Here is a 25319-nt window from a genome sequence, read left to right as displayed (position 1 = left end):
TTGATAAAGAGAAATTTAAAAAATTATCAAAATAATGGTTTTATAGTTAATAATTTACATCTGATAATAAAAAAGTGAAAATAAATTATGAAAAAAATTATTAACTGTTATAATATCTTAGCAACTCGGGGGGATAGCAAAGCGGCCAAATGCGGGTGGCTGTAACCCACTTTCTTACGATTCGGGGGTTCGAATCCCTCTCCCCCCACCATGTTGCCCCATAGCCAAGCGGTAAGGCATCGGGTTTTGGTTCCGACATGCGTTAGTTCGAATCTAACTGGGGCAGCCATATCACCTTTTGGGGTGTTTTTTTATGACTAAACACACAATTTAAACATAGAGAAAGTGGTATAATAGCAAAATATGAATCGTGAATTAGAAAAAATTACACCATTAGAAGAAAATTTCGCTAAGTGATATACAGATGTAGTTAAAAACGGGAATTTAATCGCATACGGACCTTCAAAAGGTTCTATTATTTTCAAACCAAATTCATATGGTATTTGGGAAATTATTCAAAAAGAGTTAAATAAAATTTTTAGATTTAAAGGAATTAAAAATGTTTATTTGCCATTATTAATACCTAAATCATTGTTTGATAGAGAAAAGGACCATGTTGAAGGATTTAATCCTGAATTAGCAACTGTGACATGTGTTGGGGATCGTGAATTAGATGAACCACTTGTTATTCGTCCAACATCTGAAGTTTTATTTGCAGATTTATTCAAAAAGAGCATAAATTCCTATAATGATTTACCAATAATTTATAATCAATGAGCCAATGTTGTGCGTTGGGAAAAAACCACTAACCCATTTTTACGTTCACGTGAGTTTTTATGACAAGAAGGACATACCTGCCACTCTGATCCCTTAGAAGCCCGAAAATTTACTCGTGAAATGATAAATACATATGCAAAATTTTTGAAAAATTTTCTTGCAATCCCTACAATAGTAGGTAAGAAAACACCAAGTGAAAAATTTGCAGGAGCTTGCTCGACATATACGCTAGAAGCGATGATGAAAGATGGAAAGGCTTTGCAAGCGGGAACAAGCCATTATCTAGCACAAAATTTTTCAAAACCATATGAAATAACATTCAAAAATAAAGAAAATACACTTGATTATGTTTATCAAACATCCTGAGGTGTTTCTACTCGTTTGTTAGGTGCCCTTATTATGACACATGGAGATAATCGTGGAATTATTATTCCTCCATTTGTTGCACCAATTCAAGTTGATATCTTGGAGTTATTTAATAAAAAATCTGAAAAAGTATCTGTTATAGGTAAATTCATATTTAATGAGTTATCTAAAAAATTCCGTGTAAATTTAGATAATTCTGATCGAAATCCTGGATTTAAAGCATCTAATAGCGAAATCCAAGGTGTTCCATTAAGAATTGAAATAGGACCACGTGATTTAGAAAACGATGAGGTAACTTTTGTTCGTCGTGATACTTTGCAAAAATTTCAAGTTAAAATAACTGATATAAAAGCAACAGTAAAACAAACTTTAACCGATATCCATAATAACTTATATCAAACTGCATTAAAACGATTGAAAGAAAATGTGGTTTATGTAGATTCGTATCAAGAATTAAAACAACAAATTGAAGCAGGAAAATTTGTTTATGCTCCTTTTTGTTGCTTAGATGAAGCAGAAAGACTGATTAAACAAGAAACAGGTGCTACCACTAGATGTATACCGATTAAGTTGTTTAAAAAACCAGGGAATAGAAATCACTGCATTTTTGAAGATTGTAATAATATCACCAATCGCTATGTAATTTTCGCTAAAGCATATTAGCATACTAGGCTAAATTGTCTAGTATTTTTACATATTTATAAATGTTTTATAATTTGATGAAAGGAGTTTATGGCAAGAGTTGTTTTAGGAATGAGTGGTGGTGTTGATTCGTCAGTTTGTGCATATTTATTAAAACAACAAGGTTATGAAGTGGTAGGTTTATTTATGCGCAATTGAGATAGTGTAGTAAATAACGATTATCTAGGAAACAAAGATGTGAATAGTGATATTTGTCCACAAGAAAAAGATTATTTAGATGCTCAAAAAGTTGCGTTAAAATTACAAATACCACTATATAGAGTTGATTTTGTGCAAGAGTATTGACAAAATGTTTTTGAAAACTTTATATCAGAATATCAAAAAGGGCGTACACCGAATCCTGATATTTTATGTAATAAATATATTAAATTTGACAAGTTTGCCAAATATGCTTTTAATGAGCTGAAGGCAGATTATATTGCAATGGGACATTATGCAAAGGTTGAAAACGGACATTTATATCGTGCAAAAGATACCAATAAAGATCAAACATATTTTTTAGCACAATTAACTAGCGAGCAACTTACCAATGTTATAATGCCACTCGCAGAACTAACCAAACCACAGATTCGGGAGCTTGCTCATAAACTTGATTTAGCAACCGCAGATAAAAAAGATTCGACAGGAATATGCTTTATCGGTGAACGTAATTTTGGTGAGTTTTTACAAAATTATATTCCTGCTTGTGATGGGGATATTGTTGATATTACAACTAATAAAATAATAGGAAGACATATAGGAAGTTTTTATTATACAATCGGACAACGCAAAGGACTTAATTTAGGTGGGATGGAGCAGCCTTATTATGTTTGCGGAAGAGATGTAACAAAAAACATTATTTATGTAGCACCAAGCACTCAAATGCAGTGACTGCTTTCGGATGCTTTGATTGCTTCGAACTACACCTTTAATCATACAGAGTTTGATAAAAATAATTTGACTGCTAAATTTCGATATCGTCAAGAAGATATACCAATAAAACTTGAAATATTAAGTGATACACATATAAAAGTACATTATTCTCAAACATCTTCTGCAGTTACTCCAGGGCAACATGTTGTAATTTATGATGGAGACAAGTGCATTGGAGGAGCAACAATTGATGAAATATTTTATAAAGATAAAAGGTTAGATTATTTATAAGGAGCATAATGAAATCAAAAGAAATAAGACAAAGATGGTTAGATTTTTTTGCATCTAAAAACCACTATATTGTTGAATCAAAAAGTTTGATTCCACAAAATGATCCATCATTACTTTGAATTAATTCGGGTGTAGCAACCTTAAAAGATTATTTTTCAGGTAAAAAAATTCCACAATCTCGACGTTTAACTAACTCACAAAAATCGATTCGAACTAATGACATAGAAAATGTCGGGGTAACAGCTCGACACCATACTTTTTTTGAAATGCTTGGAAATTTTTCGATAGGGGATTATTTTAAAAAAGAAGCTATTGAATTTGCAATAGAGTTTTTATTAAATGATTTAAAACTACCAAAAGAAAAGTTATATTTTACATATTATTATGAAGATTTAGAAACCAAGAATCTGTGATTAAGTCATGGGATTTCGGAAAAACACTTGATAGCAGGGACAAAAGATACAAATTTCTGAGAAGTAGGATCTGGACCTTGCGGACCTAATACTGAAATATTTTATGATCGTGGACAAAAATATGATAGTCGTGGCATCGAACTTTTAAAACAAGATATTGAAAATGACCGCTATATAGAAATATGAAATATTGTGTTTTCTACTTATAATTCAGATGGTGAAGGAAACTATACAGAACTTAAGCAAAAAAATATCGATACAGGTGCAGGTTTTGAAAGAATTGTTTCAATTTTACAAGATGCCCCTACAAACTATGATACTGACTTGTTTTTGCCAATAATTTATGAAATAGAAAAATATACTAACTTTAGATATGATATAAATAACTATTTTATCAAAGAACCTGAGCAAAATAAAATAAATAGTTATTTTAAAATAATTGCTGATCATATGCGTGCAGTTGTTAATGCTGTTGCCGATGGTGCTAAGATATCAAATGTAGGTCGTGGTTATATTTTACGTCGTTTAGTGCGTCGTAGCGCATATATAGCAATGCAATTAGGTATTTATAAACCTTTTTTATATAAATTAGTTGATGTTATAAAAAGCACTTTACCATATGAATATGATGCCAAAAAAGTAGTACAAATTATCTATGAAGAAGAAGAAAATTTCTTAAAAACAGTTGAGAACGGAAGATTATTATTAAAATCTGAGATAAAGCCAAATCAAAAAATTTTTTCAGGTGAAATAGCATTTAAATTATTTGAAACATATGGATTTCCAATCGAATTAACAACTGAAATACTTGCACAAGATGGAATAAGTATTGAAATGGATTCGTATCATCAAGCAAAAGAAAAACATAGTCAAATAAGTCGTGGTAAAAAACTTTCAGGAATGGATAAAGTTATTAACTCATTAACCTTAATTAAAAATAAAGAAGATGAATTTATAGGATATACTGATACAAAATCTAAAACCACTATTTTACATCTGCTAGATACAGAAAAAGAAATTGATGCATCTGATAAAATAAGTTATGTTATTTTAAAGCAAACTCCATTTTATGCTACAGGTGGTGGGCAAAAACACGATCGAGGATATATGCTGCAAAATGATAATAAAATAATTATCATAGATGTCTTTAAAGATAAGTTCGGAAACCATATTCATAAGGTTGAAGGTAAAATTAATCGTTTCGATGAAATAGAATGCTATGTTGATGAAAAAATTCGTCGTGGTTTAGAGAGAAACCACTCCGGAACTCACTTGTTATTTTGTGCTCTAAGAAAAGTTTTAGGGCCACAAATTAAACAACTTGGTAGCGATAACAATGAAGAGCGCTTAACATTTGATTTACCAGCAGATAAAAAACCTACAGAAGCTCAAATTAAAGAAATCGAAGACTTAATTCATTTATATATTAAACAAGATGCAAAACGTGATTATTTAATTATGTCAACTGAACAAGCCAAAGAAATTGGTGCAATAATGACCTTAGAAGAAGCTGAATATATGGACCCAAAAGCAGTCCGTATAGTCAAATTTGAAGGCATTACAGCCGATTTATGTGGTGGAACTCATTTATCACATACTGCTAATTTAGAAGATTTTAAAATTACTAATGTTGAAAAGAAAGCGGCTGGTGTATACCGGATTCGCGCTATTTCATCATTTGAAACAGTAAATGAATATTTAAATGAACAAAAGGATATGCTAATTATAGAATTAAATAAAAGTATTGAAAAAGTTGAAAAAATCAATCCAAATTATAAAAAAGATATTGAGATACCAAATAATTTACAACAAGCAATTGAATATTTAAATAATCAGATACAGCAAGTTCGTAATGATTATATAAAAGAAAGTAAAAAACAGACTGAATCATTTGTTTTTGACTATGATGCAGCGGAGTTTGTTGAAATTAACAATCATAAAGTTTATTTGAATACATCAGTTGATAAATCACAAATAAAAATAGTTGCTTCAACATTGCGAGAAAAATATCCAGATGCTTTAGTTGTTTTAACTTCTTCTGATATAGATCCAATGTTAGTTGTTGCATCAAAAAAATATAATTCAAACCTTATTGCACAGCAAATTATGCAGCAATTAAATGGTAGAGGTGGAGGAAATAACATCTTAGCTATGGGAAAAATTTCTGATAACAAAAACATTTTACAACTGCTATATAGTATTAAATGAGAAAACTCAGTTTAGATTTAGGAACAAAATCCTGTGGTTTTGCAATAACTGATGAAAGTGAGATTATTGCAAGTGGTTTAGAAAATTTTAAAATGGATGAAAATGATTTTCAAGCAGTTATAAATAAAATAAAAATGTATATAAATCAATACCAAATTGATGGTGTGATTTTAGGTTACCCACTTAAAATTAGTGGTCAAAAAAGCGAAAGAACCTTAATGGTAGAACAATTTGCAAAATTACTAGAAGAAAATTTTAATATTCCTTATTTATTTGTAAACGAGCAATATACAACTAAGAAAGCTCACGAAGCTTTAATTTCAGCAGGATATACAAGAGCAAAAAGAAAATTATATAAAGATAAAATAGCAGCAGTTTTAATTTTGCAAGAGTATTTAGATTATTATAAACAAAGAAAGGATATTAAATGGAATTATCGCAAGCAACAATAACTGGTTTATGAGTATCTGCTGTTGTGATTTTTGTGGTTGGTATAGGTATATATATCGGATTACAAATTTATGCAAGATATATCAGAAAAAAATATGTACAAAAATCACAAAAACAAGCACAAATTCAGATACAAACCTTACGGAATGATATTGGTACACTCCCTTACATTCTCAAGGATGAATTTAAATCTAAAGCCGATGATTTAGATATCGAAGGGTTAATTAATACATTTTATATAAATAAATATACTTCTTTGTTAGTTATATCTAAGAATGATTTATTCCCATTTGCTTGCTTGGTTGAAAAAGTCAAATTAGCAGGTTATTACGACTTAGATGAATTTGATTTTATAAAATATAATGAAGTTCGTAGAAAACTTCCAGATCAATTTATGCAACCAGTATTACCTTATAATAATGAAAATATTGATTTTGTGGCAGTTTTTAACAGTGATAAGAACCTTAATACTTTGTATGAAAATCATTATCCAAATCTCAATGCAAAAGGTATGCTTGCAATAAACCTAAAGAAATATAAAAATTCAGAAATTTTAGAGTTAGATAAAAAGCTTAAAGATAAAAATATTAAACATGAAGTATCATATATTACAAATCGATTCTTGTTTATTGTAAAAAACGATATAATAACAGATAATTTAGGAGTATCAAATGAACAATAAAAACATTATTTACCTTTCACAAGAAAAATATGACGAGTATAAAGCAGAATATGAAAATTTAGTCAATATTGAACGTAAGGCAGTGCAGGAAGCACTTAAAGAAGCACGTGCTCAAGGTGATTTATCTGAAAATGCTGAATATGATGCAGCAAGAGAACGTCAAGGAATTGTTGAAGGACGTATAAGCGAACTTGAAAATATTCTTGATAATGCACAAATTATCGAATCAAAACATGATAAATCTGATAACACAGTTGGAATAAACTCGTTGGTAACCTTTTTGGTGCTGGAAAAGAATGTGGAAAAATCAGTTACTATTACCGGATCACACGATACCAACCCGTTTGAAGATAAGGTATCAATGTCAAGTCCTTTAGCAGTTGCTATGATTGGTAGAAAACCAGGAGATATTATTGAAATTGAAGCTCCAAATAAATATTCAATAAAAATCATAAATGTAGAACATTTATAAAATTAAGCTGTATTTTACTACGGCTTTTTTTAATACAACACAAGGAGAACAAAATGAACAAACACCCACACATTAAAGAAATATTATATACACAAGAATTTTTGGAAGCAGAAATTAAAAAGTGTGCAGAATGAATTAATCAAACTTACCAAACAAGTGATAACTTAGTTATTGTTGGCTTATTAAAGGGTTCTATACCGTTTTTAGCACAATTGATTAAAGATGTTGAAGTTGACCATTCGCTTGATTTTATTACAGCAAGTAGTTATGCAGGAGGCAGCCAATCCAAAGGTAGTGTAAAAATAATTATGGACTTAGCAGAAGATATTTTTGATAAAGATGTTTTAATTGTTGAAGATATCATTGACAGTGGAATTACTTTAGAAAAAATTCAAAACCTTTTATTATCACGTAAACCAAAATCACTAAGAATTTTGACTTTGTTAGATAAACCATTTCATCGAAAGAATGATTTGCAAGCAGATTTTTCAGCAATAAAAGTTCCGGATGAATTCTTGGTTGGTTTTGGTTTAGATTATAAAGAAAAACTAAGAAATCTACCATATATAGGGATATTTGATAAAAAATATTTATAGACATTAAAAAAAACGGAAAATTTCCGTATTTTTAATGTCCGTGTGAATGGATTGAAAGAATAATAACTGAAAAAACAACTCCTAAAAATAACATTAATAATGTAATAAATCATTTCTTCTTATTAAATATTTCATGATAGAATTCAGGAAAGAATTCAACTAATGATGTAAAAATAAAGATACCACCTATACCTGAATAGATTAGACTTTTAAGAGGATCACTTACAAAATCACCACCATAAATACCAATTAGGATAAAGGGTAAAAATAAACCTAACCCAGCAAACGATGTAAATAATGCTTTTCAAGGGGAAAATCCTGCATCCCGTAATCTAAGGTAGAAGATGGTTTCTTCGGGTATAAGATGTAAGATTAAGGAAATAAAGTATGCTACAGTAATATCGCTTGCTTTTGATGCATCGGCTGCTACTTGTGAAAGGTTATAACCAATTAATAATCCTTCCGGGATGCGATGTGTAAGTAATAATAGCAGAGCGATAAGTTTTAACTTTCCTTCAGTTTTTGCTAGTAGAGTATTTTCTACAAGTTGTAACTTATCTTCTCGGTTGCTTAAAAATTCTTCATGACTATGGGTGTGGTCATGTTCGCTGTTGCTATGTTTATGTTCGTGGACAAAAACACTAAGTTTTTTTGACTTCATCAGTTGTTTGTTTAATTTTGAAGAAATAACAAATTTTAAAACAAAAGCAAATGTTAATCCGACTAAAATTCCTCCACCTACCATACCAATATTAGATAAATAATATACTGATGTACCTTCGCCAAATATTTCAGAATGATGCGAAGCAACTTCTAATGATTCACGCAAGAAACCAAAGGAAGCAAGTATTATAAAAAAACCAGTTGAAAAAGCATATAAGTATACTTTAGTTTTTTGAATTTGTTTTTTAAATATCGGTAGCACAAATGATAAGATAATAGGAACCATTAAAAGAACAATTAAAAAGATTAAACTTAATAAAAATTTCGATAAATAAGGGTTATTTATCCCGTTGTTAATACCTAAATAAAGATTATTTAATCACTGCATTAGTTAATTTCTACATTATGAAATACATCTTGTACATCATCGTCATCTTTTAATTTTTCAACAAAATCCAATAATTTTGCTTGTTTTTCTGCATCATAATTTACATACATATTTGGAATATATGTAACTTCACATTGGATAAAGTTATCGATTTTAAACTCTGTTTCAAGTGCAGATTTAAGCTCACTAAAGTTTTCAGGTTGCACTAAGATGACAAATGTTTCATTATTACTTTGTACATCATCTGCACCATTTTCTAATGCGATAAGCATTAAATCATCTTCTGAAATATTCTGTTTGCTAAATTCGATAATACCTTTTTTATCAAATGAAAAAGGTATCTGTCCAGTTTTTCCTAAGGTTGCATTTTGCTTATTAAAATATGCTTGGATATTCGATTTAACACGATTTATATTATCAGATAAAGTTACAACAATAAAGGTAGCACCACCACTAATAGTAGCATTAAAAATTAATTCTGTATATGATGAACCATCTTTGTTCCCTGCTGCCTTAGCGATTGCTCTTTCGATATTGTCTTTTGGCATATTTTTTGCTTTTGCTTTTGAAATAGCAAGTTTTAAAGTAGGATTTTTATCTGGATCTGGTCCTAATTGAGCTGCAACAAAAATTTCTTTTGAAAGTTTTTGGAAAATTTTTCCCCTTGCTGCATCTTGGGCACCCTTGCGGTGCGCAATATTAGCTGAGTGTGAATGTCCTGCCATAATGTCTCCTATTCTACTGGTTTTGGTTTAAAAACAGGTTGTCTTTTATGTTCTGTATTTTTATGTCTATATTCTATTTTGTTGATTATATCTTTTGTTAAGTGTTGTTTAATAATTTGTGGTTTATCAAGGTGATTTATATAAAAATCTAATTGACGATATGAAAAACCGAGTTCACCTTCATCTGTTTGTCCATCTCATAAACCAGCTGATGGCTTTTTATTTATAATACTATCCGGTACACCTAAAAGTTGAGCTAGATAAGCAACTTCACCCTTTGTTAGTTGACAAATAGGTAATAAATCTGCTCCACCATCACCGTATTTAGTAAAGTAACCTATATATACTTCATCAGCATTATCAGTTCCTAAAACTAAATAATTATTTTCTTGTGCTATTGCATATAAAGTTGTCATTCTTAAACGTGGCTTAATATTAGCGATTGAAAGAGGGTTTGCTAGGTTTAATTCCTTGCTTATTGCCTTAAATGCAGCACCTAATTTAATAGTTTTAAACTTTGTGTTAAACCTTTGTTCAAGTGCTTGTATATCTGCTAAATCGGCTTGTAGCATTGATTGCACCGGTATTACAACCCCAATCGTATTATCTGTTACAGATTTCGCTAAAGCATATGTTAACGATGAGTCAATTCCTCCGCTAATTCCGACAACAAATCCTTTTGCATTTGCTTTTTGTAACATATCATTTAAAAAAGTTTTTAGAACATCTATATATTCATAAGCTTTTTGCTCATTAAAAGAATGTTCAAAACCATTATAATTGGTAATTTTACTCATACTTACCTTTCTACATAAGTTATATTATATTATAAAATATGTTTTTCTATATAAAAATTACTATATAGTAATATAAAATTACTTTTAAGCCTATTATCTAGACTTAAAAGTAAAAAAAATAACCCATAATAGGGTTATTTTTAGTCTTCTACAACTGTTGCTGTGTCTTCGTCGGAATTTTTTGTTTCAGATTTTGTAGCATTTTGTTGTGCTGCATAGTTTGCAAAATCACGCATTACATTTTCTACTGATTCTAATTTTGTTTTTAATGCAGGAATATCTTTTTTATCAATTAATTCTTGTAATTCGTTAATAAGTTTTTCACTCTCTGCTTTTGCTTTTTCATCCATTTTATCACCTTGTTCGGCAGTTGCCTTTTTAATTTGGTCGATTAATGATTCAGCACGAACAATGGTTTCAACTTCTTCTTTGCGCTTTGCATCTGCTTCTTTGTTTGCTTCTGCTTCTTTAACCATTCTTTGAATTTCTTCTTCAGAAAGTTTTGTTGAATTTGTGATTGTAATTTTTGCATCTTTATTTGTTTTTAAATCTTTAGCTGTAACAGTTGTAATACCATTAACATCAATTGTAAAACTTACTTCAATTTGTGGTACTCCACGAGGTGCAGGTTCGATTCCACCAAGATTGAATTGACCTAAAGTCTTATTATCTGATGCCATTTGTCTTTCACCTTGCACAACACGGATTGTTACTTCGGTTTGATTATCAGCTGCTGTTGAGAATACTTGTGATTTAGTTACAGGAATTGTGGTATTTCTGTTGATTAATGGAGTTGCAATACCTCCCATAGTTTCAATTCCTAAGGTTAATGGTGTAACATCTAATAATAAGATATCATCAATATCACCTGCCAATACAGCCCCTTGAATAGCGGCACCAATTGAAACGACTTCATCAGGGTTAATTGAACGGTTAGGTTCTTTATTTAAGGTACGTTTTACCATATCTTGCACTGCAGGCATACGAGTTGATCCACCAACTAATAATACTTCATGCAAATCCTTAGCAGTAATTCCAGCTTCTTTTAAAGCATCTTCAATTGGTTTTCTAGTGCGATCTAATAAATGTGATGTCATTTCTTCGAATTCGCTACGCTTTAGGTTTAATTCAACATTAACAGGTCCATTTTCTGTCATTCCAAAGAAAGGAATTGCAATAGTAACTTGTCCTTGCTCAGAAAGATCAATTTTTGCTTTTTCAGCAGCCTCCTTAAGACGATTTAAACGAGTTTTATCAGTTCCAACTTCAAATTTATAAACATCTTTAATTTTCTTAGTTAATCAGTTTACAATTTCATGATCTCAATCATCTCCACCTAGGTGGTTATCACCTGAGGTAGATAATACATCAAATGTTCCATCTTCTACTTCGAGAACTGAAACATCAAATGTTCCTCCACCAAGATCATATACTAATACTTTCATTCCTTTATGATCTTTATCAAGACCGAATGCTAATGCAGCCGCTGTAGGTTCATTAATAATTCTTAATACATCTAATCCTGCTATTTTACCAGCAATTTTAGTTGCTTCACGTTGTGCATTGTCAAAGTATGCAGGAACAGTAATAACTGCTTTTTTAACTTTTGTTCCTAATTTTGCTTCAGCATATTCTTTCATATATGAAAGAATCATTGCTGAAATTTCTTCTGGTTTATAGTCTCTTCCATTTACATGAACTGTTTTATCAGTTCCCATAAGTCTTTTAATAGAGATAACTGTATTTGGGTTAGTTTCAACTTGACGTTTAGCATTATCCCCTACAATTTGCTCTCCGTTTTTAAACGATACTACAGATGGAGTAGTTCTTTTACCGTTAGGGTTTTCTAAAACTACTGATTTTTTTCCATCCATAATTGTAACTACTGAATTTGTAGTTCCTAAATCTATTCCTAAAATAATTTCTTTTGCCATGATTTTCTCCTTAATAGTTTTTTTGTTTTTGTTTGTTATATAGATTAATTATAACATAATTTAGCAAACAAAGAATTTAATTGCTAATTTTTTTTGTCAGTATAACTGATGCAGGTTTAATTAAACGTGAGTTTAATTTTAAACCATATGCTGTAACTTTTTTTACTATATTATCAATATCGGAGTCGATAAAATCAACTACTGCTTGTGAACTTGGATCAAATTCAGTTTCAAGTTGTGGATTAATTATTTCAACACCATTACTTGAAAAAACATCTTCAAATTGTTTTAAAACAATATTAAATCCTATTGTGTAATTACGAGTTTCTTCAGATGTTGAATTACTTCCAAAGTTAACTGCCATTACAAGGTTGTTATAAGGAATAACAAAATCTTCAAAGAAAGATTGCAAAGCATAATTTTTAATATCATTTCGTTCGTTTTCAAGTTTTTGCTTTTGGTTTTGAATTTCTTGTTGTAACATCTGATCTGCCTTTTTTGATAACTGCGATGCTTTTTCTTTAAACTCTGTTTGTAATTTAAGTATATCTAAATCTTTTTGAGCAATTTGTTGTCTTAAAAGGAAAACTTCTGCTCTTAGTTTTGCAAGTTCTTCTTTGACCCCACCTTCTTCAACTATGCTATCATCTGAAACAATATGGTTTGAATTTACATGTGTTATTACTAACCTAACTGTTTTTCCGGCAAATTTTGGATCATCGAACTTTTTAGAATAAGTAAATTCAACCTCTAAAACTTTCTTATATTTACGACCAATGATATATTTATCTAAATCTGGTAAATATTCATTATTTCCTAAGGTAATTGTAGTATTTTTATCATATTCTTTTTGATGGTGACCATCTAAATAAAGACGAAAATCACCTGTTATTTTATCTCCATGTTTATATTTTTTATTAAACATATTAACCTCTTTTCTTTAGTAAAATTTCTAAAACATTTAATGCTGTTCTCATTGCATCGTAATCAGATGCTTGAGCACCAATTACTGAAACCTCAGTGACATTGCTATTGTTTTCGATTCGCTTAGACATATATGTTCGTTCATCGTTAATTGATATTTTAAGTTTTTGATCATTTTCAACACTTTCTTCGATGCGATCTCAAACAGAATAGTTTTCGATTAATTCTAACATCTTATTTAATGTCTCTCTATTTATATCATCTCTTAAGATAATATTCGATTTACCAAAAACTTTATTTTGAGTAATGTGATTAATTTTTTCTGTAAAAACCTGAGTAATAAATGAATCGATTACCTTTTGATAATTCTTAATTTGTGATGCAAGCGGTTCAGCAAGTGATAAAACATGGTCTGCTAACTTATCTAATGGGATATCAATAAGGCGATCTTTAAATATCTTTATCGCAATTCGTAAGTCATTAATGCTTACATCTTTATCAAAAGTAATTATTTTTGAAAAAACTTCTCCATTTGAAATTACCATTACAATCGTGGCTCGATGTTGATCTAATGGAACCATTTCGATGCTTTTGAGCAGATGCTTTTGTGATAAATCAGTTGTAACTAATGTTAAATTAGTAATTTCTGAAATAATTTTTGCTGCTTGCTCAATAGTTGTGTCTATTTCATTTCTTTTTTTGTCTAAAATCTTTTCAAGTTTTCTTAACAACTTTTCTTCATATGTTTCTGATAAAAAGTTTGCATAATAGCTCAGTCCTTTTGATGTTGGGATGCGACCACTAGATAAATGCGGTTTTATCAAAAATTCCTTGTTTTCTAAATCATTCATTAAATACCGAATTTTAGCAGGTGAAAAAGTTATTTCATTAAATCTTTTAATAAGTTTTGCACTACTTACTGCCTCACCTGATTCAATATATAAAAGCACAGTGTACTTTAGAATTAACTCATGACCTTTGTTTATTTCCTCTTTAATCATAATAATATTCTAGCATAAAAATAAAAATTTAGCAAATAAATAATTAAATTGCTAAATTTTTATTTTCTGATGTTTGGTAAATTATATCTTCATTAAATACCTTTTGATAGGTTGTTATGAAATTAGAATATAAGTCATCATAAATAATATTTCCTTTATTTATTTGATCAAAATGATATCCTCAGATGATAAAATAAAAAATATATAATCTTTCTTTTTCATTATGTATTTGTTCTTTATGATTATGTATATCTAAATTAACTTTTTTATTTATACTATGATAATCGAAATAAAATTTCTTTACTTGTATTAAATTCTCAAAAAAAGGCTTTGGTATAAAATAATTACAATAGGAAAAAGTAAAGCTATTTATCAAATTTTTTATTTGGTTTGTTTGTTTTTTAAATAATAAAGTGTAAAAAATAAGTAATAATAAAGGAATTATAATATCAACTGCCCCTGGAATGTAAGCATATGTAAGATAATTAATAGAAAATTTATAATTTGAATAATTTTCACTAAAATTAACTGCATTAGAAATTATTCTGTTTTTATCATAAATAATATTATAAAAAATAAAATTTAAAATAATAGCAAGTAGACAAAAGATTATATTCAACAATAAAATAAAATAAAACTTTTTCATTAACTTAATAAAAGAATTAGCACCTTTTTTAAAGATGACATTAGTTATGGTTTGATTAATTTTAATTAATTTATGCATCTTATAAATTGAAAAAGTAGATAATCTTTTTAAAAAGATAAAATAAAAAATGATATAAATATTAAAAATTACTAACAGTATATCTACAACAGAGTTAATTGCAAAAAATACAAAAATCATATTTTATACCTTATTTATTGAAATAATTAATATAGTTATAATACATACCTATATAATAACTTTGATGTTCTGTTTGTTTTGACAGATGCATATTGTAGATAAAGAAAGCAAGAATATAATATGTATTTTCCTTAAAAACTTTTCTTATTTTTTTAATATCTATTTTGTTATATATCATCAAAAAAGAATAAATATGCATATAATTTATCGGTAATAATCCGTTGTTTTTAAACTCAATTGGTAACCATTTTTCATAGTTTATTGTTATATTCTTCAATTTTGAATCAAAATGTTTTATTGCTTTCAATGAAAATTTAATATGTTTATATACAGTTAGAAAATATGGTGTATATGCTATAAGACTCATTATAACAGCAGGAAGAATATAATAAACTATTTGATTATCATAACCTGATAAAAAAGTCATATAATTCATTGATAATAAAAAAGAAATTTCAGATATGAATAAGAATATTATTACAAATAATATAATAAAAGAAATAAAGTTGTATTGCTTTGTTTGAATTTTTATAATATTTCACCCGTTTATAAAGTGAATATGATAATTTTTATTGGATTCAATGTCTCTTTTATATGTATCTATTAAAATATAATAAAAAATATTTAATCTAAAGTAATATACAACAGAAAAAATAATTGGATTTATAAGGAAATACATAAAAACAGAAATAAGTAAAATTGCTAAAAATCACATATTTATCCTAGATTATCTAGTTTAGTCTTATTTGGTAATTTTCTTATATACCATATGTTTTTAGCAGGATTATATACTTTTTGAAGTCCTCATTCATACAGTTGTCATTCTGAAACACTAAGCATCTGATCAATAGTTTTAAATTCACCTGTTTTTAAATTCTTAAATAATAGATTTCTACCCCCTGTTCCACCATTTTCATAAGAATCTGTTTGAACAGTTTCTTTCATTACAACTCATTCAATTTTTCTAATATCATCTAAGTATTTGTCGATTTCATTTAATTTACTTGTAAGATTTAACAAAAACTTTTGAATTTCTTCTGTTTCTTTATTAAGTTTGTTTAATTCATCTATACTAACACCTAATGAAGCAAGATCAATTCCTGTAAAAGTAATGGATGGTATTGCTTTAACAAGTTTTGATGCAAAACTACCAACAGATTTTAATTTTTTATAATTCATTGCAATTCTAAATACATTACCAGTTATACCGTTAGTGACACCCCATATATAATTAAAAGCTGTGTATCAGTCATCATGTGAGGTTGTGTTAGATTTTATGTTAAGCAATTTATTTATAAATTCTTTTTTTGATAATAAAGCTTCTTTTTGATTTTTAAGTGAGTCTATATAAAATGTTATTCCTAGAGATACCACAGAAGTGCCTACACTAACAAAAGCAAAAATAAACGGAAAGAAAAAAGATAATACTGATGATAACACAGAAGCAGCTGTCGTTGCTATTGATGCTATTGTTGCATTTTTTATTTTAGATTGTATTGAATTAATGTTATTTTCTATTATAGAATAAACTTCCTTAATATTTTCTGCTTCGGCTTCTAATTCATGAAATTTAATGTTTAGTTTTTTTGAATTAACTTCATTTTGGTCTATATTTATAGTATATCTCAAATCATTATTTATTAGAACTCTTTTTATGTTAGATTTTACTTTAACTTTTTTTATTTTCTTTGTAATATCATTAACAATAGAATTAACAGAAATTTCGAATTCTTCTATAAATTTTGAATATATTTGATGAATATTATAATCTATGATTTCTTTTTCTTGGTATGGAGCAATTTTTCCACTCTTTTTCAGATTTACAATATAATAGTCAAACATTTTCTTAAAATCTTGAAAAGAAATTAAATTTTTTAAACTTTTGTTCTTTTTTTCAGAATTTAAGAAACGAAAGAAATTGTCACCATTTAATTTGTTTGTAAACAACTTTTCATCAATTGTTTTCATTAAATATTCATAATCAATAAATGTATTAATTCCTGTATTTGATTGATTCATATTTTCAGGATTATGATTTATTTTATATTCGTATACTGGCATATTTGTAATACTGCTTAAACTAGCAATCGGATCACCTAAATTTAATAATATTTTCTTCATTTTAACTCCTTATATAAATTTTATGAAAATATTTAAGACAACCTATCAATCTATGTATATATTTAAAAGTTTCTGAAAGAATTATTGTCAAATAATAGATGTCTTCTTATAATTTCAAAATTGTGCATATAACCCTTCTCAAATATAGTTTCCTTTATTGACTTCATCAAAATGATAACCTCAAATCATAAAATAATGAATATTTATAACATCTAATTTTGATTTTATAAATATTCTTAATGGATATATGTTTAAAACAACCATTCTACCTTTTAAATGATAAAAATCAAAAAAAGTTTCGTTTCTTTTGTTTAACTTTGGTGTTTTTTTAGGAAGAAAATAATCATCAAAGGTGAATTCAAATTTATCAATAAGTTTATAAATAATATTTGTGCGATTGATTCTAAGTTTAATAAATAGAATGCTACAAATAAAACAAAGTAAAAAGTGAGGTATATAGGTTATATTAATATATAAAAGTGCTTCTGCACTTACTGATAGCTTACTACTGTTAAATTTAATTACAAGAAGCGCATTTATAGTAATCAAAATAATTAAGAAAAAACTTAAAAAAACAAAGAAAAGATGTGTGATTCTTTGTCATTTCAAAAAAGCTAATGCACCATATTTGAATGTGTAATGTGTTTTTGTATGCTTAATCTTTATTAAAATGTTAGTTTTCTTGATTATAAATTTAAAGTTTATAGTAAAGAATCTAAGAACAAAATAAGAATATAATGAAATATAGATGGTAGCTAAAGCAAGAAAAATATTAATAATTGCTCATACAAACATTAGACATCATCCTTATTAAAATAATTTACATAGTTGTAGAAAAAACCTTGATAGTTATCTATGTACTCACTTTTTTCTGATTTATCCATATCATAAATATAAAAAGCTAGAATGTAATATGTATCTTCTTTAAAAATCTTTTTAAGCTTTTTAATATTAATTATATTTCACATTGCTATAATATCATATATAACAATGTAATTAAGGGGTAGTAATCCATTATTTTTAAATTCATCATTTAACATATTGTCATAAGTTATTTTTGTTGATTTCATTATTGTATTGAAATATGACTTTGATTTTATAGATATATACATATTTCGAACGAATATAATGTAAAAAATCAAAACAGATGCAATAGTTATTAAAAGTGCTGGTGGAATAAGTGAGTAAAATAAATTTATGAAATCTTCTTGCAAATAAGGAACTAACATAAAAGTTGCAATGATTGCTCCTGAGTGAAGTAAAAATGTAAATAAAAACAAAATAATATGAAGTATCACTAACTTATTTATTTTCTTATTCATTAAATATCAACCATGCACAAAATGAATATGGTATTTATTTGTGTGTAACATTTGATGTCTTTTGTATGTATCATTAAGGATATAAAAGAAAATTTGAAAACAATATTTATAAATAATAAGAATTAATACCATACTAAGTGGTAATATTGCAGGAAGTATTAGGAGAGAAAGAAATAATAAAAACATATTAACCTAAATTATCTAACTTTGTTTTATTTGGTAATTTTCTTATATATGTTACTTTTCGAGCAGGGTTATATACTTTTTTTAGTCCCCATTTATATAGTTGCAAGTCTGTTTGTTGTAACATTTCATTAATTGTAAGGATTTGACCAGTTTCAAGGTTTTTGAAGACTAAATTTCTTCCACCTTTTCCGCCATGATTATATGAATCGTTTTTAGGTGTCTCTTTTATTACAACTCATTCTACTTTTTTTATGTTATTTAATTCATTATATAGCGAATCTAATGTCTTCTTTAAATCACTTGTATAATTATTTATAATATCATTTTCTCTTTGTATTTGTGTTCTATCACCTAATGCAAGTATTATTGATAAGCCATCAATCCCTAATGATTCCAAAGAAGGTAATGAAAATTCTAGCATATCCTTAATAGCATTTGAAATTTTACTTTTAAAATACATTACTAATTTAAAAATATTGTCTGTTATTTTTCATCCATTAGATGCAAAGTCGTATGCATCATAGAAATAAGATATTTTTGATTCTTCAACATTAGATCCATCATCAAGTGAAATTATTTTTTTTTAATGCTGCATTTTTATCTAAAAAATTCTGTTTTCTTGTCTTAAAATAAATTATAACCCCTGTTAGAACAATTAATGAAAAAGCAGAACCAGCACCTAAAACAGCACCAACAACTGGAATAAAAAATGCTACAATTCCTGATAATGTAGAAGTAACAGCAAGAGAAAGATAAGCAGAATTTAATTTTAATAATATATCATTAGTACTTTTAACCCCCTCATTCAAGAGTTTCAAAATAGGTTTTATTTGCTCTATTTTTTTCTCAACCTCAAAGAACCTAATAGTTATTTTTTTTGAATTTTCTATATCATCTTCAATATTTATTTTATATCCTTTTTCATCATCTAGAGATACCCTATTAATTTTTCTTATTCTTTTTTCTTTCTTAATATTTTCTTGTATCTGTAGCTTCAATTTATCGACAGAAAGTCTTAATTCACCAAGAAATTTATCATACATTTCATTAAATTTTTTTGGACTTTGGTTTGTAATTAAATTTGCATCACTACTTGAAATAACTTTATCATCTACTAATCTTCTTACATATTTGTTTAATAGTTTGCTGAAATTTTTTTTACTTACCTTACTCATTAGTTCATTTAATGACATGCTTGAATTAAGAAAGTCAGGAAGTGATTTTTCAAATAAATATAATTCACCAGTCATTTCAAGAATATGATTATTTTTTTCTTTTTTTAATTCATTATCATATCCCGTGCTTTCTAACCTTGCATCTATTATTTTGTGATAATTAGGAGGGATATTATAACTTTGAACCGGAATACCTATAACACCTGATAAACCTGTTATAGGATCACCTAATTTTATCAATGTTCTACTCATTTCATCTCCTTTTTGACTTGATATAATTTTACACAATTATTCTGATAAAACGAAAAATACAAAAGCATATAAAATATGCAAATTCCCTAAACATCAACAAAGTTTTTTTGTTCATCAAGTGAAATATCATAAATATTAAGTCTAGTGTTTTTAATATAATGATTTATTCTTTGACAGTGATGTGCAATTCTTTCAATGGTTCTCAATAAAATACCATAATCAAAATCTTTATCAAGTTGCTTTTGTCCATTTTGTGTTTTCAAACGTTCAACATTTACTTTAGTGAATTCATCCGATAAACTATTAATATTTGTGTATAGTTTATCAATAAAATTACTTCTTTCATCAGTTTGGTTTTCTAATTGTCTGATTGAATTTTTTAACAAAGTCTGCAAAGATTCTACTAATTGACTTATTTCAGTTATTATTTCGCTATCTAAGTCGAATTTTTGTGTTGATTTTGATATATAAGTTTTATTTAACTCTAAGATAACATCGTTTCCTAATCCCATTATTTTGTCAACTGAACGACTTGAAAGAATTAATGATAAATGTAACTTAGCATCGTCGTTATTCAAATTGCGACTGTTAAGCTGAACTAAATAGTTATATATTAATGTCCGTGTATTATCAATAACTTCTTCCAAGTGATGGTATTCCTTCAAAATTTTTTGATCTCCACTTTTTATATATTCTCAAAGCAATTTCATTCCTTTTTGAGAAATTTTACCTTGGGTATACAAGGCATTTTTAGCAGCCTTTAGTGCCAATGATGGGTTTTCATTAATCAGTTGAGCAGGCAGAATAATTTCAAATTCTTTGTTTATATTTTTATCTTTTATAATCTTATTTACAAATAATTCAAGATATTTAATTAACCAAAAGAAAATACCAACTAGGATAAAGTTAAAGAACAAGTGAGCCAAGGATAATTGCAAGGCCTTTTGTGTGGGTGCCATTAATAATATAAAGTCTGCATAATAAGTCAAAGGATATAAGAAAGGTAAGATAAGTAAGGCAATTGATAAATTAGTAAATCCTCATAAGATAGCAATTTTCTTAGAATTATTATTTTTAGATGTGAAAGAAACTATTAAACCGGTTATGGTTGTTCCTAAATTAGCACCAAGAACTAAGGCGATAGCTGAATAAATTTGTAATGTATCTTGCTCTTTAAAGACAATTTGATATAAAGTAACAGTTGCACTAGAAGATTGTAAAATCCCAGTAAGAACAAAAGAAAACAAGAATGCTGATCATGGATTTGCTCCAGCAACAGACAAGGTTTTCTTAAAGAAATCTTGTTTTACAATTTCTTTTGCTGCAGATGACATTATTTTTAGTGATAAAAATACCATTCCTATTGCTATTGCTAGCAAAAAAATGTTTTGTCATCTATCTTTTTTGGTGAGTAATGAACCAAACACTCCGATAACCATAAATAAAATAAAGTATTCAGTAAATTTAAAACTTGATTGAAATGAAACGATCAAGGATGTTGTTGCAGTTCCTATATTTGCACCGAGTAAAAAGGCAATAGCTGCTCTTAAACTTATAAATCGTGCTGCTAAAAGTCCCATTATTAATGCGATTGCACCATCCGAAGATTGGATAAAAGTTGTGAATAGAATCCCTACCAGCAAAGCAATATAGTTATTTTTAGTTATAAATTTTATCACCTTACGAAATTTTGAATCACCGATACTTTTTAATGATGTAGATAACTTTTTAGTTGCATAAATAAATAAAGCCAAGGATGCTAAAGCAAAGACGATTGCAAGCGAAATTGTATCAAATTTCATAACTGTCCTTTCAAATATCTTTTTTTGATATTATAATAAAATTTTATAATTTGAAAATTTAATACAAAGAAACTTTGAATAAGTTAAAATATTATTATGGATTCAAAAGAATATGTGCAAAAGTTGTGTTATCAAAAAGGTTGAGACTTTGAAAAACTTGATAAATATGTCAATTTAATAGAAGAAAAAAATAAAGTAATGAACTTAACGGGTTTTTCCGATGATCGTTTATGAAGTGAAGGGATCCTGGAATCCCTAGCATTTATGGACAAAATAATGAAAGTGTTTGATAAATGCAATGTATTAGATATCGGTGCAGGTGTAGGTTTTCCATCAGTTCCTTATTTTATTGCTAACTTAAATTCTAATTTTCAACTTGATATCTATGAACCACTAACAAAACGTTGTGATTTTTTAAATCTTGTTATTAAAGAATTAAATATCACTAATATTAAAGTTTATAAAAAACGAGTTGAGGAACAAAAACAAAAAAATATATACGATATTGTAACAGCCCGTGCTGTTGCAGATATCCAAACATTAATTTTAGTTGCCTTTCACCTTATCAGAGTTGGTGGAAAAATGATATTGATAAAGGGTAAAAATGTTTTAAAAGAAGTAGAAGATGCAGAATTTGCTTTTAAACAAGTTAAATACAAGTTGGATATTGAAAAGTTTTCTATGACACAAATAAACAAAGATAATCATATTGTATATATTACAAAACTTAGAAGTACACCAAATTCTATTCCGTATGTTTGAAAAGATGTTATAAAACTTAGAAGGTAGTTATTTATATGTATAAAAAAGTAGTCAAAAATTTGACTACTTTTAAAATTTTTAATTTACAGTTTTCAATTTATATTATATAGAGTTTAAACAAAATATAAGAAAGAAATTAAATTATGTGAAAAATTATAACGAGATAACAAAGAATAATGAAAGAGAAATTTTGTTAACGAAAACTGAATGAAAAGAGAGAACATAAATAAACTAAATAATTTTATGAATTATTGAGTAAAAATTTAAATGAAAATTTACGAATAAAATAATAGAACATAGATTTGATATTTAAATGAATATTTTGATTTTACTAAGTATTAAGTATTTTGATATCAATAATGAATCCTAAGCACATTTGACAATACACTTAGGAATTTTATTATACAACAAAAAATATTTATATATCATAATAAATAACAAAATAAGTAAATTTTTAGTGTTTTTTTGTTATTTTTTCCATTTTTTCTATAAAATCCAAATCTTCTTCTGAAAAATCAATGTTACTATCAATTCACTGCTTGCGTTTCGATGAATCTTCACCCATTAAAATTGAAACCCTTCTTTCAGCAAGTGAAGCATCTTCGATACTAATTTTAATTAATGTACGTGTTTGTGGATTCATTGTAGTTTCTCATAATTGATCAGCATTCATCTCACCGAGCCCTTTATATCTTTGTAGTTCGATAGCACCTTTTTGTTTTGTTAATATATCTCTTAAATCATTTTCATCTCAAGCATATAAAATGTTTTTTTTGCTTTTATTAGTAATTTTATATAACGGAGGAATTGCGATATAAACTTTACCTGCTTCAATTAAAGGTTTCATAAAACGGTAAAAAAAAGTAAGTAATAAAATTTGAATATGTGCCCCATCGGTGTCAGCATCCGTCATAATAACTATTTTATTGTAATTGCATTTATTTAAATCAAAATCCATGGCAAAACCAGCACCAATTGCATTGATAATAGTTGCTATTTCATTATTTTTAAGTAAATCAATAATACTTTTCTTTTCAGAATTTATAACCTTTCCGCGCAGAGGCAAAATCGCTTGATAACGACGATCACGACCACTTTTAGCAGATCCCCCTGCTGAATCGCCTTCGACAATAAATAACTCTCTTTCAGAAGCCTTTTTTGATGTCGCTGGAGTTAATTTGTCACTTATAATACTTTTTTCTTTTAGTGACTTCTTAGATTGTCTTGCTTCATCGCGACGCTTACGTTCTTCAAGTCGGATTTCATATGCACGTTTAATTTTTTCCAAAACTTTCTTAAATTGATTTTTATTATCTTCAATTCATTTTTGCAAGTATTTTGAAACAATTTCTTCACTAATATTCTTTGCTTCAGGTGTTCCTAATTTGTCTTTTGTTTGTCCAACAAATTCTAAAAGATGTTCAGGAATTTTGAGCGAAATAACACAAGTAAGGCCCTCCTTGATTTCTTCGGAATCAAAGATGTTTTTGCCTTTTAAAAAACCTTCTTTCAAGGCGTATTCATTAACTATTTTGTTAAAAGCATTACGTAATCCAATTTCGTGACTACCACCATCGCGAGTTTTAACATTATTAACGAAACTTAATAACAAATTCGAATAGGAATCAGTTCATTGAAAACCAAATTCAACTTCAATATCTTTTTTGGTGTCTTTAAACGAAATCGCCTTAGTTAAAGGTGTTTTGGAATCATTTAGAAAATCAATAAATGCTTGAATACCATTATTATACTGATAAGTTTCATCAAAACCGATGTTTTCATCAACAACTCTAATTTCTAAATTAGAGATTAAAAAAGCACTTTCCTTTAAACGTTCAGAAATTGTATCTATATTTAATTTAGCACGTTTAAAGAAATGATAATCGGGTCAAAATTCAACCGATGTCCCTGTCTCCTTGCTCTTTCCTACTTCATGGGTTCGCTCTTTAATATTATCACCTTCGAAAACAGTGCGATATAATTTACCATTTCTTGCTACAGTTGCTATTAATTGAGTTGACAAAGCATTGGTAACACTTGAACCAACACCGTGTAAACCACCTGATGTTTTATAAGCACTTGAATCGAATTTTCCACCAGCATGTAATTCAGTAAAAACAACTTCTACAGCACTGCGATCGTCATCTTTTATCTTATCTACAGGGATTCCTCGACCATTATCTGTAACTTTTACCGAACCATCTGTTCTTAAAAATACTGCTATTTTGTTTGCATAACCAGCCAAAGCTTCATCAATTGCATTATCTACAATTTCTCAGACAAGATGGTGTAAACCATTTATATCAGTTCCACCAATATACATTCCAGGACGCTTACGAACCGCTTGTAAACCTTTTAATTGTTGGATACTACTTGCATTATATTGCTCATTCATAATTTTAATTATATAATTATTTTCGCTACATTTAAAATTGAAAAGCAAAATAATGTTTGTTTTATAAATTTTTAAAATTGCTTTCAAATTTCGTTAAAATAATAAGAAATTTAAAAGCAATTTAGTTTTTTGAAATTATATTAATTAAAACAATATAATATTTAAAAGTATGATACATAGACAAAAATGTAAAATATCTTTACTATTTTAAGCACACAT

At 27.7% G+C, this 25319-nt stretch carries 23 protein-coding genes and 2 tRNA genes; 10 read left to right on the top strand and 15 right to left on the bottom strand.

Features of this window, described 5'->3' with window-relative positions:
- The first annotated feature begins 127 nt into the window (after positions 1 to 127).
- The 9 genes from ACXYRR_RS02110 (at position 128) to hpt (ending at position 7809) form a co-directional block, all read left to right on the top strand.
- Positions 128 to 211 (top strand) — tRNA-Tyr (locus ACXYRR_RS02110).
- A gap of 3 nt (positions 212 to 214) precedes the next feature.
- Positions 215 to 289 (top strand) — tRNA-Gln (locus ACXYRR_RS02105).
- 74 nt (positions 290 to 363) lie between these two features.
- Positions 364 to 1806, top strand: a complete 1443-nt coding sequence (proS, locus tag ACXYRR_RS02100; RefSeq protein WP_458597581.1) for a proline--tRNA ligase — start codon at positions 364 to 366, stop codon at positions 1804 to 1806.
- 69 nt (positions 1807 to 1875) lie between these two features.
- A complete protein-coding gene (gene mnmA / locus ACXYRR_RS02095; protein ID WP_458597580.1) occupies positions 1876 to 2988 on the top strand; it encodes a tRNA 2-thiouridine(34) synthase MnmA in 1113 nt (370 codons plus the stop codon).
- 8 nt (positions 2989 to 2996) lie between these two features.
- A complete protein-coding gene (alaS, locus tag ACXYRR_RS02090) occupies positions 2997 to 5624 on the top strand; it encodes an alanine--tRNA ligase (protein WP_458597579.1) in 2628 nt (875 codons plus the stop codon).
- Positions 5606 to 6061 carry a Holliday junction resolvase RuvX gene (gene ruvX / locus ACXYRR_RS02085; RefSeq protein ID WP_435128963.1) on the top strand — a complete coding sequence of 152 codons (456 nt, stop codon included), beginning with the start codon at positions 5606 to 5608 and terminating at the stop codon, positions 6059 to 6061. The genes alaS and ruvX overlap by 19 nt, the downstream gene beginning before the upstream one ends.
- Entirely contained in the window at positions 6037 to 6741 is a 705-nt protein-coding gene (locus tag ACXYRR_RS02080; RefSeq protein ID WP_458597578.1) for a BC85_0335 family putative methyltransferase, read from the top strand. The genes ruvX and ACXYRR_RS02080 overlap by 25 nt, the downstream gene beginning before the upstream one ends.
- Positions 6731 to 7213: a transcription elongation factor GreA gene (gene greA / locus ACXYRR_RS02075; RefSeq protein ID WP_458597577.1), complete on the top strand. Its 483-nt coding sequence runs from the start codon at positions 6731 to 6733 to the stop codon at positions 7211 to 7213. The genes ACXYRR_RS02080 and greA overlap by 11 nt, the downstream gene beginning before the upstream one ends.
- A 53-nt stretch (positions 7214 to 7266) precedes the next feature.
- Positions 7267 to 7809, top strand: a complete 543-nt coding sequence (gene hpt, locus ACXYRR_RS02070; protein ID WP_458597576.1) for a hypoxanthine phosphoribosyltransferase — start codon at positions 7267 to 7269, stop codon at positions 7807 to 7809.
- A gap of 31 nt (positions 7810 to 7840) precedes the next feature.
- Here the strand turns inward: hpt and ACXYRR_RS02065 are convergent, their stop codons facing one another.
- From ACXYRR_RS02065 to ACXYRR_RS02000, 14 genes are all read right to left on the bottom strand, one after another.
- Positions 7841 to 8860: a ZIP family metal transporter gene (locus tag ACXYRR_RS02065; RefSeq protein ID WP_458597575.1), complete on the bottom strand. Its 1020-nt coding sequence runs from the start codon at positions 8858 to 8860 to the stop codon at positions 7841 to 7843.
- Positions 8860 to 9585: a YebC/PmpR family DNA-binding transcriptional regulator gene (locus tag ACXYRR_RS02060; protein ID WP_458597574.1), complete on the bottom strand. Its 726-nt coding sequence runs from the start codon at positions 9583 to 9585 to the stop codon at positions 8860 to 8862. Before ACXYRR_RS02060 ends, ACXYRR_RS02065 begins: the two co-directional genes overlap by 1 nt.
- Before the next feature lie 8 nt (positions 9586 to 9593).
- Entirely contained in the window at positions 9594 to 10382 is a 789-nt protein-coding gene (gene nadE, locus ACXYRR_RS02055) for an NAD(+) synthase (RefSeq protein ID WP_435128981.1), read from the bottom strand.
- A gap of 140 nt (positions 10383 to 10522) precedes the next feature.
- Positions 10523 to 12316: a molecular chaperone DnaK gene (dnaK, locus tag ACXYRR_RS02050; RefSeq protein WP_435128983.1), complete on the bottom strand. Its 1794-nt coding sequence runs from the start codon at positions 12314 to 12316 to the stop codon at positions 10523 to 10525.
- 76 nt (positions 12317 to 12392) lie between these two features.
- Positions 12393 to 13241 carry a nucleotide exchange factor GrpE gene (locus ACXYRR_RS02045; RefSeq protein WP_458597573.1) on the bottom strand — a complete coding sequence of 283 codons (849 nt, stop codon included), beginning with the start codon at positions 13239 to 13241 and terminating at the stop codon, positions 12393 to 12395.
- A gap of 1 nt (position 13242) precedes the next feature.
- Positions 13243 to 14241 carry a heat-inducible transcriptional repressor HrcA gene (locus ACXYRR_RS02040; protein ID WP_435128989.1) on the bottom strand — a complete coding sequence of 333 codons (999 nt, stop codon included), beginning with the start codon at positions 14239 to 14241 and terminating at the stop codon, positions 13243 to 13245.
- Between the two features lie 43 nt (positions 14242 to 14284).
- Complete coding sequence (locus tag ACXYRR_RS02035) at positions 14285 to 14965, bottom strand: hypothetical protein (protein ID WP_458597572.1); 681 nt, start codon at positions 14963 to 14965, stop codon at positions 14285 to 14287.
- 130 nt (positions 14966 to 15095) lie between these two features.
- Positions 15096 to 15512 carry a hypothetical protein gene (locus ACXYRR_RS02030; RefSeq protein WP_458597571.1) on the bottom strand — a complete coding sequence of 139 codons (417 nt, stop codon included), beginning with the start codon at positions 15510 to 15512 and terminating at the stop codon, positions 15096 to 15098.
- Between the two features lie 290 nt (positions 15513 to 15802).
- Positions 15803 to 17206, bottom strand: a complete 1404-nt coding sequence (locus tag ACXYRR_RS02025) for a hypothetical protein (protein WP_458597570.1) — start codon at positions 17204 to 17206, stop codon at positions 15803 to 15805.
- 81 nt (positions 17207 to 17287) lie between these two features.
- Positions 17288 to 18001 carry a hypothetical protein gene (locus tag ACXYRR_RS02020; protein WP_458597569.1) on the bottom strand — a complete coding sequence of 238 codons (714 nt, stop codon included), beginning with the start codon at positions 17999 to 18001 and terminating at the stop codon, positions 17288 to 17290.
- Positions 18001 to 18276, bottom strand: coding sequence for a hypothetical protein (locus tag ACXYRR_RS02015; protein ID WP_458597568.1), 276 nt, complete (start codon positions 18274 to 18276; stop codon positions 18001 to 18003). Before ACXYRR_RS02015 ends, ACXYRR_RS02020 begins: the two co-directional genes overlap by 1 nt.
- A gap of 439 nt (positions 18277 to 18715) precedes the next feature.
- On the bottom strand, positions 18716 to 19174 hold the full coding sequence (locus ACXYRR_RS02010) for a hypothetical protein (protein ID WP_458597567.1): 459 nt from the start codon (positions 19172 to 19174) through the stop codon (positions 18716 to 18718).
- Positions 19175 to 19265: 91 nt separating this feature from the next.
- The gene (locus ACXYRR_RS02005; RefSeq protein WP_458597566.1) at positions 19266 to 20141 is read right to left on the bottom strand and encodes a hypothetical protein; all 876 of its coding nucleotides are present in this window, start codon (positions 20139 to 20141) and stop codon (positions 19266 to 19268) included.
- A gap of 86 nt (positions 20142 to 20227) precedes the next feature.
- Positions 20228 to 21943, bottom strand: a complete 1716-nt coding sequence (locus tag ACXYRR_RS02000) for a Na/Pi cotransporter family protein (protein WP_458597565.1) — start codon at positions 21941 to 21943, stop codon at positions 20228 to 20230.
- Between the two features lie 96 nt (positions 21944 to 22039).
- Here ACXYRR_RS02000 and rsmG point away from each other — a divergent pair, with 96 nt between their 5' ends.
- Positions 22040 to 22732: a 16S rRNA (guanine(527)-N(7))-methyltransferase RsmG gene (gene rsmG / locus ACXYRR_RS01995; protein ID WP_458597564.1), complete on the top strand. Its 693-nt coding sequence runs from the start codon at positions 22040 to 22042 to the stop codon at positions 22730 to 22732.
- 427 nt (positions 22733 to 23159) lie between these two features.
- Here rsmG and ACXYRR_RS01990 read toward each other — a convergent pair whose 3' ends face one another.
- On the bottom strand, positions 23160 to 25100 hold the full coding sequence (locus ACXYRR_RS01990) for a DNA gyrase/topoisomerase IV subunit B (RefSeq protein ID WP_458597563.1): 1941 nt from the start codon (positions 25098 to 25100) through the stop codon (positions 23160 to 23162).
- Positions 25101 to 25319 lie beyond the last annotated feature (219 nt).

The sequence above is a fragment of the Mycoplasma sp. 246B genome (assembly GCF_054353935.1).
This window is presented reverse-complemented; position numbering and strand designations above follow the sequence as displayed.